Origin of the sequence: Streptomyces sp. NPDC018026 (genome assembly GCF_044327745.1) — a bacterium.
In the GTDB taxonomy this organism is placed as follows: Bacteria; Actinomycetota; Actinomycetes; order Streptomycetales; family Streptomycetaceae; genus Streptomyces; species Streptomyces rubrogriseus.
On sequence record NZ_JBIRFY010000009.1, the window covers coordinates 15774 to 29423 of the forward strand.

Consider the following 13650-nt stretch of genomic DNA (forward strand, 5'->3'; position numbering starts at 1 on the left):
CCGCCCGTCAGCGTACCGGCGGCGCGCAGTCCGGGGGACGGGACTCGCCCCCCGGACCGGTCCGCCGCCCGCGGGGATGTAGGCGGCGGCGTCCCCCAGCCCACTGGATCCAGTACAGCGGGCCGACCCACGCACCGCCCATGGAATCGCTCCCGCCGTGGCCGGAGAAGAGCGCACACACGGGCGCACGGCCACACATCGGGAGCACGCGGCAACAGACCGTACATACACCGCACTTGAGTACGGACCACAATCCCGCCATCCGGAACAATGCCTCTTAACGCCTGGGATGCGGCGAACTACGCTGGGTTTACGAATGCCGCGTGGTTATGCCAGCGCGGCAGCCGTCTGTGTCGAGGGGTGGCGCATGTCCAGGGAGCAACGCGGGCCGAACGAAAAGCTCGGCGCCGTTCTCGCCCTCGCGGGAATCAGCAACGCAGGACTCGCCCGGCGCGTCAACGACCTCGGCGCCCAACGCGGGTTGACACTTCGCTACGACAAGACGTCGGTGGCGCGCTGGGTGTCGAAGGGCATGGTGCCCCAGGGCGCCGCGCCGCACCTCATCGCGGCGGCCATAGGCCAGAAGCTCGGCCGCCCGGTGCCGCTGCACGAGATCGGCCTGGCGGACGCGGATCCCGCCCCCGAGGTGGGCCTCGCCTTCCCCCGGGACGTCGGCCAGGCGGTCAGGTCCGCCACCGAGCTGTACCGTCTCGACCTCGCCGGCCGCCGCACCGGCGGCGGCATCTGGCAGTCGCTCGCCGGTTCGTTCGCGGTGAGCGCGTACGCGACGCCCGCCTCCCGATGGCTGATAACCCCGGCCGACAGCTCGGTGGCGCGCGAGGCGAGCCCCGCGGAGGGCTCCGGCGCACCGCTCAAAGTCGGCCACAGTGATGTGCAGAAGCTGCGCGAGGCCGCCGAGGACGCCCGGCGCTGGGACTCCAAGTACGGCGGCGGCGACTGGCGTTCCTCGATGGTCCCCGAGTGCTTACGCGTCGAGGCGGCTCCGCTCCTCCTCGGCTCCTACTCCGACGAGGTCGGCCGCGCCCTGTTCGGCGCCTCGGCCGAGCTGACCCGGCTGGCCGGCTGGATGGCCTTCGACACCGGCCAGCAGGAGGCGGCCCAGCGGTACTACATCCAGGCCCTGCGCCTGGCCCGCGCGGCGGCCGACGTCCCGCTCGGCGGCTACGTCCTCGCCTCCATGTCCCTCCAGGCGACCTACCGCGGTTTCGGCGACGAGGGCGTGGACCTCGCCCAGGCCGCCCTGGAGCGCAACCGCGGCCTGGCCACGGCCCGCACCATGAGCTTCTTCCGCCTGGTCGAGGCCCGCGCCCACGCGCGCGCGGGCGACGCGGTGGCGGCCGGCGCCGCCCTGAAGGCCGCCGAGAGCTGGCTGGAGCGCTCCCGTCCCGGCGACAGCGATCCGACGTGGCTGGGTTTCTACTCCTACGACCGGTTCGCCGCCGACGCGGCCGAGTGCTACCGCGACCTGAAGGCACCACGCCAGGTCCGCCGCTTCACCGAGCAGGCGCTGTCGAAACCGACGGAGGAGTTCGTACGCTCGCACGGCCTCAGACTCGTCGTCTCGGCGGTGGCCGAGCTGGAGTCCGGCAATCTGGACGCGGCCTGCGAGCAGGGCGTGCGCGCGGTGGAGGTGGCCGGCCGCATCTCCTCGGCCCGCACCACCGAGTACGTGAAGGACCTCCTGCACCGCCTGGAGCCCTACGGCGACGAGCCGCGCGTGGTGGAGCTGCGCGAGCGCGCCCGCCCCCTGCTGGTGACCCCGGCCTGATCGCCCGATCGCCCGCCCCCCACGGGTTTGAGGGCATTGTCAGTGGCGCAGTGCACTATCGAAGCGGGAGGTGGGCCGGGAAATGGAAGAAGTGCGGACCGGGCTCGTTCGGAGCACCGCGTACGACTGCGACGTGCTGGTGATCGGCGGCGGGATCGTCGGCCTGTCCACGGCGTACGCGATCACGCGCGCCGCACCGGGCACCCGGGTCACGGTCCTGGAGAAGGAGCCGGGCCCCGCCCGCCACCAGACGGGCCGCAACAGCGGCGTCATCCACAGCGGTGTCTACTACCGCCCCGGCTCCCTCAAGGCGCGCTACGCGGTCCGGGGCGCCGCCGAGATGGTCAAGTTCTGCGCCGAGTACGGCATCGACCACGCCGTCACCGGCAAGCTGATCGTCGCCACCGACCGCGCCGAGCTGCCCCGCCTGCACGCCCTCGTGCAGCGCGGCCGGGAGAACGGGATACCGGTGCGCGAGCTGAGCGGCGCCCAGATCCAGGAGTACGAGCCCGAGGTGCGGGGCCTGGCCGCCATACACGTCGGCACCACCGGGATCTGCGACTACGGCGCCGTGGCCCGGCAGCTCGCCCGGGCGTCCGGGGCGGAGATCCGCTACGGCGCCGAGGTGCACCGCGTCGACCGGCGCCCCGGCCTGGGCGTCGCCGTCCGCACCCGCACCGGGGACGTGCTCCGGGCCCGGGCCCTGGTCAACTGCGGCGGGCTGCACTGCGACCGGATCGCCCGGCTGACCGGGGACGACCCGGGCATGCGGATCGTCCCGTTCCGGGGCGAGTACTACGAGCTGGCGCGGCCGGAGCTGGTGCGGGGACTGGTGTATCCGGTGCCGGACCCGGCCTTCCCGTTCCTCGGCGTGCATCTGACCCGGGGGATCGACGGCGGCGTCCACGTCGGGCCGAACGCGGTGCCGGCGCTGGCCCGCGAGGGATACGGCTGGGGCGTGGTGCGCCCCCGCGAGCTGGGCGCGACCCTGGCCTGGCCGGGCTCGTGGCGGATGGCCCGGCGGCACTGGAGGTACGGGGCGGGCGAACTGCGGCGGTCGCTGTCCGGGAGCGCCTTCACCGCCGCGGTCCGCAGGCTGCTTCCGGCGGTGACGCAGGACGACCTGGTCGCGGCGCCCGCCGGGGTCCGGGCGCAGGCGGTGCTCGCGGACGGCACGCTGGTGGACGACTTCCTGATCAAGGAGGGCGCCCACGCGGTGCACGTCCTGAACGCGCCGTCCCCCGCGGCGACCGCGTCCCTGCCCATCGGCCGGGAGGTGGCCCGCAGAGCGCTGTCGATGCTGACGACCTAGGGACCACCCGGCACCCACCGGGCCGACTAGCCGCGCCCGGGGGCGCTGCTCCCCTGGTACGAGCCGAGGCCCTCGATCAGGGCGACGAGGGCCGGGTCCCCCGCGAAGCGCTCGGCGTGGATCTGCCGGATGCGGTCGGCGGTGGCCGGGTCCTCGTCGTCGGTCAGGTCGTGGGAGACCATGTGCCGCACCAGCGGCAGCCCGATCTCGTCGACCCGCCGGTGCAGCGGGGCGTGCATGTACGCCCGGTAGCCCTCGATGTCCTCGACGGCGAACATCGCTCCGAAGTCGAAGTCGCCGCCCACGTCCCGCCCGACCGTCCAGTACACGACGGCGTCGATCTCGCGGCCCATCCTGCGGAGCATCTCAAGGGCTTCCTCGACCTTGTCCCGGGGCGCGTCGGGGCGCATGGCAAGGCGGATCTGGTGGTGAATCACGGTGTCTCTCCCCACGGGTACGACTGTCGCTACACTCAATCGCTGACGTTATAGACTCTAACTATCTCTACAAGCAGTCGCAACCACGTGCGCGGTCTAAAATCGACGCATTGTGTCTGACTCCCACCACACCTCCGATGCCGCGTCCGCCTCCCTGCGGCACGTCCGCGCCAAGGGCGAGCCCCGCTTCCCCGACGGCCCGAAGGCCGATCCCGCCGGGTCGCACTTCGAGCGGCGGATCCGCAGCTTCCAGCCCCGGCGGAGCCGGGTGACCGCCGGGCAGGCGGACGCGCTGCAACGGCTGTGGCCCCTGTGGGGGCTGGACATCGACGGACAGCGGGTCGTCGACCTCGCCGAATTCTTCGGCAACGCCCGCCCCGTCGTCCTGGAGGTCGGCTTCGGCATGGGCGAGGCCACCGCCCGGATGGCGGCCGCAGAGCCGGACACCAACATCCTCGCCGCCGACGTCCACACCCCCGGCCAGGGCAACCTGCTCGGCCTCGCGGAGCGACAGGGGCTGTCCAACGTCCGGGTGGCCAACGGCGACGCGATCATCCTGCTGCGCGAGATGCTCGCCCCCGACTCCCTCGCCGGGCTGCGCGTCTACTTCCCCGACCCGTGGCCGAAGAAGCGGCACCACAAGCGCCGGCTGATCCAGCCGGAGTTCCTGACGCTGGCCGCGACCCGGCTCGCCCCGGGGGCCGTGGTGCACTGCGCCACCGACTGGGAGCCGTACGCCGAGCGGATGCTCGACGTGCTGACCGCGCACCCCAACTTCGAGAACACCGTGCCCGGCGGCGGATTCGCGCCGCGTCCCGAGCACCGGCCGCTGACCCGTTTCGAGGGCCAGGGACTGGACAAGGGACATGTGGTGAACGACCTGCTCTTCCGTCGCGTACAGCACAAGGAGCCGCCCCCCACCGGTTAGGGTCCTGCCGTGGCCACCTGTCCCCCGTATCCGACCCATGTGCACCGGCATACGCACTGGTGGCAGCGGGCCTGGGTCCGTTACGGCGCGCTGATCACCCTGCTCGCGCTGTCCGGCCTGGTGATCCTGGCCCTGGTACGCGAACAGACCGGCACACAGGGGTTCCTGGTGGGGCTGGGCCTGGCGGTGCTGCCGGTGCCGCTGCTGACAGCCGCCTTCCGCTGGCTGGACCGGGTGGACCCCGGCCCCTGGCGGAACCTGCTCTTCTGCTTCGCCTGGGGGGCCTGCGCGGCGGCGCTGATAGCGATCGTCGCCAACAGCTTCGCGACCCGCTGGATAGCCACCGCGACCGCCGACCCGGCGAGCGCGGACACCCTGGGCGCCACGGTCATAGCGCCGGTCGTCGAGGAGTCGGCCAAGGCCGCCGCCGTCCTCCTGGTCTTCCTCTTCCGCCGACGGGACTTCACCGGCATCGTCGACGGGGTGGTCGTCGCCGGGGTCACTGCGACCGGCTTCGCCTTCACCGAGAACATCCTCTACCTGGGCACCGCCTTCGGCACCGACCAGCTCACCGGTGACAGCGGCATCGCCTCCGTCACCGCGGCGACCTTCTTCGTGCGGGTCGTGATGTCGCCGTTCGCGCACCCGCTGTTCACCGTGCTCACCGGCATCGGCTTCGGCGTCGCCGCGCTCTCGACCGGCCGGCACCACCTGCGCCGGGCGCTGCTCCCGCTGGCCGGGCTGCTGCTCGCGATGGGCATGCACGCCCTGTGGAACGGCTCGGCCGCGTTCGGCGAGTACGGCTTCTTCGCGGTGTACGCGGCGTTCATGGTGCCGTCCTTCGGCCTGCTGACCTGGCTGGTGATCTGGACCCGGCAGCGCGAACTGGGCACCGTGCGGGCCGAGCTGCCCGCGTACGTCATGGCCGGATGGCTCACCCCCGCGGAGCCGTACGCGCTCGGCTCGATGCGGGCCCGCCGCATCGCCAGGCAGTACGCCCGCAGGCACGCCGGGAAGGAAGGGGCGCGGGCGGTGGCGCGGTACGAGGCCTGCGCGACCTCGGTGGCGTTCCTGCGGCAGCGGGGCCGCCGGGGCAGGGCGGGCGCCGACTTCGCCGTACGGGAGCGGGCACTGCTGGACGTCCTGTGGCACCTGCGGGACCTCGCCCGCCCGGCCCTGGACCACGCGGCCCGCGCCACCGCCCCACCGCCGGTGCCGATACCGATGCCGCCGTGGGCGTATCCGTACGGCGGCACGCACGGCACACACGGCGCGTACGGCGCGTACGGCCCCCGCACCGCACCCGGTCCTTACGCTGCGCAGGCCCCCTACGCCACACAGGCCCCGCACAACCCGTACCTGCCGCCGTACCACCCGTACGGACCTACGCCCGGCCCGCACCGGCCGTAGATCCGCGACGCGACGCGCCGCGCCCGCTCAGGCGGACGCCCGGGTCAGCCTCCCCACCTCGTCCTCCGTCAGGCTCAGTTCGGCCACGCCCAGCAGCGCCGGGAGCTGCTCCACCGTGCGCGCGGAGGCGATCGGCGCCGCCACCGTCGGCCGGGCGGCCAGCCAGGCGAGGGCGACGGTGGCGACGGGAGCGTCGTGGGCCGCGGCGATCTCGTCCAGGGCGGCCAGCACCCGGCGGCCCCGCTCGGTCTCCAGGTGCTTGGCCGCACCGCCCGCCCGCGGGCTGTCCACCTCCGTGCCGGGCCGGTACTTGCCGGTGAGGAAACCGGACGCGAGGGCGTAGTACGGCACGGCGGCGAGACCGGCCTGCTCGGCGAGGTCGCGCAGTTCGCCCTCGTACGTGTCGCGGGAGACCAGGTTGTAGTGCGGCTGGAGGGCGACGTACCGGGCGAGGCCCTCGCGGTCGGAGAACTCCAGGGACGCCGCGAGCCGCTCGGCGGAGATGTTGGAGGCGGCGATGTGCCGCACCTTTCCGGCCTTCACCAGCGCGTCGAGCGCGCCGACGATCTCCTCGACCGGCACCTCGGGCTTGTCGAAGTGGGTGTAGTACAGGTCGATGTGATCGGTGCCCAGGCGGCGCAGCGAGGCGTCGGCCGCGGCCCTGATGTTCGCGGCGGACAGGCCCGGGTACTCGGGGTGCTGGCTGACCTTGGTGGCGAGGACGACGTCGTCACGGTTGCCGCGGGCCGCGAACCACTGGCCGAGGACGGTCTCGGACTCGCCGCCGCTGTTGCCGTCGACCCAGGCGGAGTAGGAGTCGGCGGTGTCGACGAAGTTGCCGCCGGCCGCCGTGTAGGCGTCCAGGACGGCGAAGGACCGGTCCCGGTCGGCGGTCCAGCCGAAGACGTTGCCGCCGAGGGCGAGGGGGAAGACCGCCAGGTCGGAGGAGCCGAGCTTGCGCAGAGAAGTCATGTAGGGACTCAACGACCGCGCCGGAGCGGGCGATTCTGGCAGGCGGGCAAAATTTCCCGCGAACCGGCAGCCCTGACGTCGGGGGGTCGCCGTCAGGACCGCCGGGGTTCAGCGGGGTGCGTCGGGGGCGGGGCGGATCAGGGGGTGAGCCCCTTGCTCTGCAGCCAGGCCATCGGGTCGATGCCGCTGCCGCCGTCGGTGTGGACCTCGAGGTGGAGGTGGGCGCCGGTGACGTTGCCGGTGGCGCCGACGCGGCCGATGACGTCACCGGTGGTGACCTGCTGGCCGACGCTGACGTTGATGGAGGACTGGTGCGCGTACCAGAGCTCGGTGCCGTCGTCGAGGGTGAGCACGGTCTTGTAGCCGTACGACCCGTCCCAGCCGGCCGACGTGATGGTGCCGCTGTGCACCGCCTTGAGCAGCGTGCCCGTGGGGGCGGCGAAGTCGAGGCCGGTGTGGTGGCCGGAGGCCCAGAGGGAGCCGGCCTGGTTGAACGTGGAGGAGATCGTGTACGAGGAGGTCGGCAGCGTGAACTGCTTGGCCAGCTTCGCGAGCCGCTCGGCCTCGGCCTTCTTCGCGGCCTCCTCCTCCGCCTTCTTCTTGGCGGCGGCGGCCTTCTCCTCGGCCTCCTTCTCCGCCTTGGCGGCGGCTTCCGCGGCCTTCTTCTCGGCCGCGGCGGCGGCTTCTTCGGCGGCCTTGGTCTCGACCTGCGCCTGCTGCTGCTCGGCCTGCGCCATGATCCGGGCCCGCAGCGACTCGCCGGCGCCGGTGGTGTCGGCGCCCTCCGCGCTGTCGGCGGCGACGGCCTGGGTGATGCCGCTGAGCGGGGTGGCGGAACCCTCGGGCTCCGGCGCCTCGTCGTCGCTCCCGGGCATGAGCGAGCCGACGTTCGGCAGGTCCGGCATGGAGATGGACACCGGGGGCTTGCCGGTCTGCGCGCTGGCCATGCCGCCCGCTCCGACGGCGGCTATGACACCGACGCCGAGGACGGTGGAGCTGCGGGCGAGTCCGCCGCGCTGCTTGGCCACGCGGTGCCGGCCGCGTACGGGGCGGATGGATTCCGCGGTGGGATTCCACTCCTCCCAGGGGCCCTCTTCGGTGCGGTAGCCGTCGTAGCCGAAGGTGTCGGTGCCGTGCCCACTGGGCGCGGACGGGGCCTCGGGGGCAGGCCGGTTGGACGCCACGTGGGCGTACTCCTTTCCTTCCTTTCGCCTACCGGGTTAGCTGACGGGTTCGGAGCAGGAAGGTCTCCTACGGGTGTCTGCCGACCGTTTTCCACGGCGGCATACGCCCGATTCACCCCAATGTGGTGGTTCCCCGGTTCCCTTGCGGGATTCGGCGCGTGCGCACGGAGCCGCCTTCTGTGACGGCTGGGACGACCGCGCTGCGTTATCGAACGTTAATAGACGCGAGGCTCCGATTCCAAGCCGTTCCTCTTGATCATTACCGAATACGGCCGGGACGTACGCCTCACGACCGGTGAAAACCGGGCGAGTTGACCCGGCCTCGGTATTCCCTCTCGCGCCAGTTTCTTCTGACGGTGTATCAGTTGTTATGCGGAGGGGGGTCGCGCTGTCACGGCTCGTGACAATGATCATGATCACCGCGCCGGGGGCGCCGGACGGCGAGCAGTGCCATGTCGTCCGCCATGCCGCCCCCGGAGTGCCGGCGCACGTCCTCGGCGAGGGTGGCGAGCAGGGTCGCCGGATGCGGGAAGACGCGGCCGGTCAGCCGCGCCTGCGGATCGTAGAACTCGCCCTTCGCGTCCCGGGCTTCGGTCAGCCCGTCGGTGTAGAGCAGCAGTGTGGCCCCGCCGGGGAAGGGGGCCTCCTCCGCCCGGTCGGGCCACACTCCCAGCTCGCCCATGCCGAGCGGCAGCGCCGACTCGTGGGCGGGCAGCGGGCCGAGGGTGCCGTCGGCGTAGAGCAGCAGGGGCGGCGGATGGCCGCGGTTGACGATGCGGACGGTGCCGCCGCCGTGCGGGAGTTCGGCGAGGACGGCGGTGGTGAAGCCCTCGAAGGCGTCCAGTCCGTCGCGTCGGGTGCCCTCGCGCGCCAGCGCCCGCTCCAGGCGCTGTGCCACCGCCTCCAGCGTCGCCTCCTGCTCGGCCGCCTCCCGGAACGCGCCGATCACGACGGCGACGGCGGCCACCGCACCCATGCCCTTGCCGCGCACGTCCCCGACGATGAGCCGGACGCCGCGGGCGCTGTCCTGCACCGCGTACAGGTCGCCGCCGATGAAGGCGTCGGCCTGCGCGGCCTCGTAGCAGACGGCGATCTCGAAGCCCGCGATCCGCTCGGCGGGTTCGGGCAGGACGGCGCGCTGGGCGGCCTCGGCGATCTCACGGACGGAGACGAGGCGCTCGCTGCTGCGGCGGACCATGCCGTTCACGAGGACGGCGAGTACGGCGACCGTGGCGATGGTGATCAGCTCGGTGAGGGAGTCGACGTAGTGGATGACGCCCTTGCCGAGCTGCAGCCCGATGACCGCGGCGACCACGGCGACGCCGGTGAGCGCCGTGCCGCGCCGCGAGTAGAGCGGGGCGGCGATCAGGGGCGCGGCCGTGTAGAGGGGTCCGGCGGTGAAGTATCTCGGGGTGAAGATGTCGTACAGGATGGCGACGACGATCAGCAGCACGGGGAGCGCGTGCACGAAGGCCCGCCCGTACCCGGTCCGCCGGACTGGCGGTGGCCCGGAGGGCGGCACGGGCAGCGCCTCGTCGCCGAGCCCGAGACCCGGGTCGGGCACGGGATCGCCGGGGAGCCGGCCACCGGCTCTGGCGGCCGCTCCCTCGTCGTCCACGTCACCTGGCCGCACCACTCGTCTCCCGCCGCCCCGCGCGTCCGCGCCGCTTGCCGTCCCGCACTCCAGGGTTCCGGGGGCGGGGACGGGCGGCGAGCGGTGAGGGGCCGACCGGATGACACGGGGCACCTGCGGAAACGCACCGAGGGCCGGAACCCTTTCGGATTCCGGCCCTCGGCCTTCAGTAGCGGGGACAGGATTTGAACCTGCGACCTCTGGGTTATGAGCCCAGCGAGCTACCGAGCTGCTCCACCCCGCGTCGTTGTGTTCACCACTGTACGTCATCCCGGGGGCGGAATGCACATCGGTATCTCCGCGCCCCGCTCTCCCTACCCTTCCAGGTGGCGGTTGGGCGCCTTCGCCCGCTGCGCGTACTCGGCCAGTACGACGACGGCGGCACCCGCGGCGGTGAGCACCCCGCTGCCGTCCGCTCCCGCCACGAAGGTGTCCGGCTCCCGCCAGGCCGTGACGACCCGGCGCACCCCCGCGTCGAGGATCAGCCGGGCGCACGGGGCGGGCCGGGAGGCCCGGCGGGCACAGGGCTCCAGGCTGCTGTAGACGGTGGCGCGGGCGAGCCGCGGGTCTTCCGGGTCCACCTTGGCGAGCGCGGCCTCCTCGGCGTGCACGACCGGATCACCGCCCTCCCGCGAGTATCCCCGGGCCAGCTCGCTCCCGTCGGCGGCGACGACGACCGCCCCCACGCTGAACGCGGTGTCCGACGGCGGACACAGCTCGGCCAGCTCGCAGGCGAGCCCCAGCCAGTGCCGGTCGGCGGCGGCGACGCGGTCACCGGTGCCGGGTGCGGTCGGCAGGTACCGCATCAGCACCACGTCCTCGATCCGCCGCGTCCCGATCAGCCGCAGCCGCCCGCCCTGGTAGGCACCGGGCCCGAACAGCCGGGGTGCGGCCGGGTCCCCGACCAGCAGCGGCGCGAGAACGAGCTGCAGCTCGTCGGCGAGTTCCTGCTGGAGCAACTGGGTGTGGACGGTCCCGCCCCCTTCCACCATGAGCCGCCGCACGCCCCGCCGGTCGTGCAGGTACTCCAACGCCGCCCGCCAGTCGAGGTCCGGCCCCAGGGACACCACGTCGGCACCGATCCCGAGCGCGCGGGCCCGCCGGGCACCGTCGTCCGTGGTCAGCAGCACCTTGTCCCCGCCCGTGTGCCAGAACCGCGCCGCCGGGTCCAGCTCGCCGCTGCCGCTGACGGTGACCTTGATCGGGTACTCCGCCCTGCCGTCCGCGACCCGGGCCGCCCGCCGCTCGGCCGAGTTCACCAGCAGCCGCGGATTGTCGGCCCGGATCGTCCCGGCCCCGACCAGGATCGCGTCCACGGAGGCCCGCACCTCGTCGACCCGGTCGAAGTCGGCGGGGCTGGAGAGCAGCAGCCGTTCGGGGCCGGTGTCGTCCAGGTATCCGTCGAGGGAGACGGCGGCGGAGAGGAGGACGTGGGGGAGGGGCATGGGTGGCACTCCGGGAGGCAGACGGGCGGCGGGTTCCGGCGGGCACACACTAGGCGCCGCGCCCGTTCCTACGGTTCACCGTGGTCCGTGGACAGGCGCCGCCCCCTCGACTCCGCCACCCGCAGCGCGTCCGCGAGGCACTCGGTCAGACGGATCGCGGTGTAGCGGACCTCCGCGTTCGGGGACACCGGGTCGTCCAGGACACCGCGCGCCGTGCGGAGGACGTCCAGCCCCTCGGCGAGCTGCCGGACCTCCGTCTCGTCGGCGAGCCGGGACACGTACCCGCTGCCGTCGCCGGGTGCGAGGAAGCAGGGCTTGCCCTCGGCCGACAGCCAGGGCAGCAGCCGTAGCGCCGTGTGCGGTGTCATCACGCGGCCGCCTTCCGCGCGCCGACGACGTGCTGGTCCAGGTCGATGCCGAAGTCGGCGGCGAGCACGAGGGCGAGGCGGCGGTGCCGTTGGCGGTCTCGTTCCTGGTCGTGGGCGGCGAGGTAGGGGCGGACGAGGCGGGAGGCGGCGCCGTCGAGGGGGAGGTGACGGCAGTACGGGGAGTGGTGAAGGGGGAGGCTCGCGGGGACGGTGGGGCGAGGGGTGGTCCGGGCTCGGTGGCGCGGGGCGCCCGCGCGGTGCGTTCCGGTGCCGGGACCGAGGAGAAGGGTCAGCCAATGGGCGATGCGGTGGATAAGGTCGGGCATGTCGACGCTCCTTGCGTAAGCGTTGGCCGTGCCCCGGGAGGTCTAGCCACCTCGCCGGGGTCTTGTGTGGATCAACGTACGGGCGGGGCATAGCCCTCTGCATACAAGTGCAGAGGAATCCACTCGTACGTGTAGGTCGGCGGATGCATACGTTGGACATGTGAGCGATACAGAACCCGAGCCCTCGACCTCCCTGGACCCGATGAGCGCGCGGCCGCTCTACGTGCAACTCGCCGACGTCATCACGAAGAAGATCGAGTCGGGAGCGCTGGCGCCGGACAGGCCCATCCCGTCGGAGAACCATCTCGCCGACGAGTACGGCGTGGCGCGACTCACCGCGCGCCGGGCCGCGCAGGAGCTCCGCGAACGGGGGCTCATCGTCACCGTGCGCGGCAAGGGGTCGTTCGTCGTGGAGCGGCCGCCCGCCGCCGACGACGAGGACCAGCCCTCCGGCTGACGCCCCGCCTTGACTCTCCAGTGGCTGGAGACCGCAGGGTGGGCTCATGAACGGCGCGACGCCCCCGCACTCGATCGGTGAACTGTCGGCCCGTACCGGCGTGTCCGTACGGACGATCCGGTTCTACTCGGACACCGGACTGCTGCCTCCCACCGACCGCACCCCGGCCGGCTACCGCCGTTACGGCGAGGCGGCGCTGGACCGGCTCCACCTCATCTGCGTCCTGCGGGAGCTGGACGTCGATCTGAGCACGGTCCGCCGCGTCCTGGACGGTGACCTGACCGTCGCCGAGGTCGCCGCCGCGCACGCCGACGCCACCGCCCTCCAGATCCGCGCACTGCGGCTGCGGCACAGCGTGCTGCGGCTCGTTGCCCGGCGCGACGCCAGCCCCGAGGAGACAGTTCTCATGCACCGGATCGCCCGCCTCACCTCCGACGAACGACGGCGCGTGATCGCCGACTTCATCGCCGCACTTGAGGCCGGAACGCCCCACGCCCGCGACGCCGCCGCCGCCCTGCGCACCGCCCTGCCCGAACTCCCCGACGAACCCTCCGACGCCCAGCTCGCCGCGTGGGTGGAGCTGGCCGAACTCGTCGCCGACGAGGACTTCCGCGGGCGCATGGCCCGTGCGGCCCTCCCGCCCGCCGACGAGGACGTGCTGCCGGGGGTGGCCCCCGGGGCGGTGGCGGAACTCATCCCCTTCGTCCGGCAGACCGTCGCCGGGGCCAGAGCGGCGGGCATCGACCCGGAGGGCGACGAGGCCGCCCCGGTCGTCGACGCCGTGGTGGCGCGCATCGCCGCCGTACTCGACCGTCCGGACGGCCCGGAGCTGCGGGAGTGGCTGGCCGAGCGGTTCGAGGCGGGACACGACCCGCTCGTCGAGCGGTACTGGCGCCTGGTCTGGACCCTCAACGGCTGGCAGGTCGTCCCCGGTCACCTGCCCTTCCAGCCCTGGATGGTCCAGGCCCTTCGCCGGCCCGGCCGGGTCAGCCCCAGTCGCCGTTGACCCACGCGAGCAGGCGGGCGCGCTTCTTGTAGGAGCAGGGTGCGTAGTCGGCACCGGCCGTGCCGTACGTCTGCGGGCCGCCCTGGAGGTCGTACCCGTAGTCGCTGGGGCCGTACTCGCCGTCCCGGTAGCCGTCCAGGTCGTCGGCCCAGTCGAGCAGGCCGAAGTCCAGCAGGCCGAAGCCGATGTCGAGATTGTCGAAGTACCGGCCGGGGTCGGCCGGTTCCACCGGCGCGGGACGGCCGTCCGCCCCGGCGGCGATCCGGTCCTCGACGCAGCCGTCGGACCGCACCGGCTGGCCCAGCCACCACCCCGCCAGGAACACGGCGTACAGGGTGGTGACGACTCCGAGGCGGCGCAGGGTCATCCAGGCGGGCATCGCC

Annotated in this window: 14 protein-coding genes, 1 tRNA gene and 1 riboswitch; of the genes, 6 read left to right on the top strand and 9 right to left on the bottom strand. The window is 73.1% G+C overall.

Features of this window, described 5'->3' with window-relative positions; genetic code table 11:
* Nucleotides 1–367: 367 nt before the first annotated feature.
* Nucleotides 368–1789 carry an MFS transporter gene (locus ACH4D3_RS26090; RefSeq protein ID WP_398326434.1) on the top strand — a complete coding sequence of 474 codons (1422 nt, stop codon included), beginning with the start codon at nucleotides 368–370 and terminating at the stop codon, nucleotides 1787–1789.
* A gap of 82 nt (nucleotides 1790–1871) precedes the next feature.
* Nucleotides 1872–3101 carry an L-2-hydroxyglutarate oxidase gene (gene lhgO / locus ACH4D3_RS26095; RefSeq protein ID WP_398326437.1) on the top strand — a complete coding sequence of 410 codons (1230 nt, stop codon included), beginning with the start codon at nucleotides 1872–1874 and terminating at the stop codon, nucleotides 3099–3101.
* 26 nt (nucleotides 3102–3127) lie between these two features.
* Here the strand turns inward: lhgO and ACH4D3_RS26100 are convergent, their stop codons facing one another.
* Nucleotides 3128–3538: a Dabb family protein gene (locus ACH4D3_RS26100; RefSeq protein ID WP_398326440.1), complete on the bottom strand. Its 411-nt coding sequence runs from the start codon at nucleotides 3536–3538 to the stop codon at nucleotides 3128–3130.
* A gap of 112 nt (nucleotides 3539–3650) precedes the next feature.
* Between ACH4D3_RS26100 and trmB the strand changes: the two genes are divergently transcribed.
* Both trmB and ACH4D3_RS26110 read left to right on the top strand, forming a co-directional pair.
* Nucleotides 3651–4466 carry a tRNA (guanosine(46)-N7)-methyltransferase TrmB gene (gene trmB, locus ACH4D3_RS26105; RefSeq protein WP_398326443.1) on the top strand — a complete coding sequence of 272 codons (816 nt, stop codon included), beginning with the start codon at nucleotides 3651–3653 and terminating at the stop codon, nucleotides 4464–4466.
* A gap of 9 nt (nucleotides 4467–4475) precedes the next feature.
* Nucleotides 4476–5876 (top strand): PrsW family intramembrane metalloprotease, encoded by a 1401-nt coding sequence (locus ACH4D3_RS26110; RefSeq protein WP_398326446.1) that lies wholly within the window; start codon nucleotides 4476–4478, stop codon nucleotides 5874–5876.
* 27 nt (nucleotides 5877–5903) lie between these two features.
* On the opposite strand, the gene ACH4D3_RS26115 is transcribed toward ACH4D3_RS26110, so the two are convergent.
* From ACH4D3_RS26115 to ACH4D3_RS26145, 7 genes are all read right to left on the bottom strand, one after another.
* On the bottom strand, nucleotides 5904–6848 hold the full coding sequence (locus ACH4D3_RS26115; RefSeq protein WP_398326449.1) for an aldo/keto reductase: 945 nt from the start codon (nucleotides 6846–6848) through the stop codon (nucleotides 5904–5906).
* Between the two features lie 137 nt (nucleotides 6849–6985).
* Nucleotides 6986–8032, bottom strand: a complete 1047-nt coding sequence (locus ACH4D3_RS26120) for a M23 family metallopeptidase (protein ID WP_398326451.1) — start codon at nucleotides 8030–8032, stop codon at nucleotides 6986–6988.
* Nucleotides 8033–8043: 11 nt separating this feature from the next.
* Nucleotides 8044–8199, bottom strand: a riboswitch (cyclic di-AMP (ydaO/yuaA leader).
* Between the two features lie 224 nt (nucleotides 8200–8423).
* Nucleotides 8424–9650: a PP2C family protein-serine/threonine phosphatase gene (locus ACH4D3_RS26125; protein WP_398326454.1), complete on the bottom strand. Its 1227-nt coding sequence runs from the start codon at nucleotides 9648–9650 to the stop codon at nucleotides 8424–8426.
* 185 nt (nucleotides 9651–9835) lie between these two features.
* A tRNA-Met gene (locus ACH4D3_RS26130) sits at nucleotides 9836–9909 on the bottom strand.
* A 70-nt stretch (nucleotides 9910–9979) separates the two neighbouring features.
* Nucleotides 9980–11110 (bottom strand): dihydrofolate reductase family protein, encoded by a 1131-nt coding sequence (locus ACH4D3_RS26135; protein WP_398326457.1) that lies wholly within the window; start codon nucleotides 11108–11110, stop codon nucleotides 9980–9982.
* A 68-nt stretch (nucleotides 11111–11178) separates the two neighbouring features.
* Nucleotides 11179–11478, bottom strand: coding sequence for a hypothetical protein (locus ACH4D3_RS26140; RefSeq protein WP_115743263.1), 300 nt, complete (start codon nucleotides 11476–11478; stop codon nucleotides 11179–11181).
* Nucleotides 11478–11804 carry a hypothetical protein gene (locus ACH4D3_RS26145; protein WP_115743262.1) on the bottom strand — a complete coding sequence of 109 codons (327 nt, stop codon included), beginning with the start codon at nucleotides 11802–11804 and terminating at the stop codon, nucleotides 11478–11480. The genes ACH4D3_RS26140 and ACH4D3_RS26145 overlap by 1 nt, the downstream gene beginning before the upstream one ends.
* Before the next feature lie 202 nt (nucleotides 11805–12006).
* Here ACH4D3_RS26145 and ACH4D3_RS26150 point away from each other — a divergent pair, with 202 nt between their 5' ends.
* Nucleotides 12007–12261: a GntR family transcriptional regulator gene (locus ACH4D3_RS26150; RefSeq protein WP_115743261.1), complete on the top strand. Its 255-nt coding sequence runs from the start codon at nucleotides 12007–12009 to the stop codon at nucleotides 12259–12261.
* 46 nt (nucleotides 12262–12307) lie between these two features.
* The gene (locus tag ACH4D3_RS26155) at nucleotides 12308–13267 is read left to right on the top strand and encodes a MerR family transcriptional regulator (RefSeq protein ID WP_398326461.1); all 960 of its coding nucleotides are present in this window, start codon (nucleotides 12308–12310) and stop codon (nucleotides 13265–13267) included.
* Here the strand turns inward: ACH4D3_RS26155 and ACH4D3_RS26160 are convergent.
* Nucleotides 13248–13646, bottom strand: a complete 399-nt coding sequence (locus tag ACH4D3_RS26160) for a hypothetical protein (RefSeq protein ID WP_398326464.1) — start codon at nucleotides 13644–13646, stop codon at nucleotides 13248–13250. The two genes, ACH4D3_RS26155 and ACH4D3_RS26160, sit on opposite strands and share 20 nt — an antisense overlap.
* Between the last annotated feature and the right edge of the window lie 4 nt (nucleotides 13647–13650).

Excerpts from the sequence above, each read along its gene's own strand:
- ACH4D3_RS26090 (WP_398326434.1), top strand. The coding sequence starts at position 368 with ATGTCCAGGGAGCAACGCGGGCCGAACGAAAAGCTCGGCGCCGTTCTC.
- lhgO (WP_398326437.1), top strand. The coding sequence starts at position 1,872 with ATGGAAGAAGTGCGGACCGGGCTCGTTCGGAGCACCGCGTACGACTGC.
- ACH4D3_RS26115 (WP_398326449.1), bottom strand. The coding sequence starts at position 6,848 with ATGACTTCTCTGCGCAAGCTCGGCTCCTCCGACCTGGCGGTCTTCCCC.
- ACH4D3_RS26135 (WP_398326457.1), bottom strand. The coding sequence starts at position 11,110 with ATGCCCCTCCCCCACGTCCTCCTCTCCGCCGCCGTCTCCCTCGACGGA.
- ACH4D3_RS26140 (WP_115743263.1), bottom strand. The coding sequence starts at position 11,478 with ATGACACCGCACACGGCGCTACGGCTGCTGCCCTGGCTGTCGGCCGAG.
- ACH4D3_RS26145 (WP_115743262.1), bottom strand. The coding sequence starts at position 11,804 with ATGCCCGACCTTATCCACCGCATCGCCCATTGGCTGACCCTTCTCCTC.
- ACH4D3_RS26150 (WP_115743261.1), top strand. The coding sequence starts at position 12,007 with ATGAGCGCGCGGCCGCTCTACGTGCAACTCGCCGACGTCATCACGAAG.
- ACH4D3_RS26155 (WP_398326461.1), top strand. The coding sequence starts at position 12,308 with ATGAACGGCGCGACGCCCCCGCACTCGATCGGTGAACTGTCGGCCCGT.
- ACH4D3_RS26160 (WP_398326464.1), bottom strand. The coding sequence starts at position 13,646 with ATGCCCGCCTGGATGACCCTGCGCCGCCTCGGAGTCGTCACCACCCTG.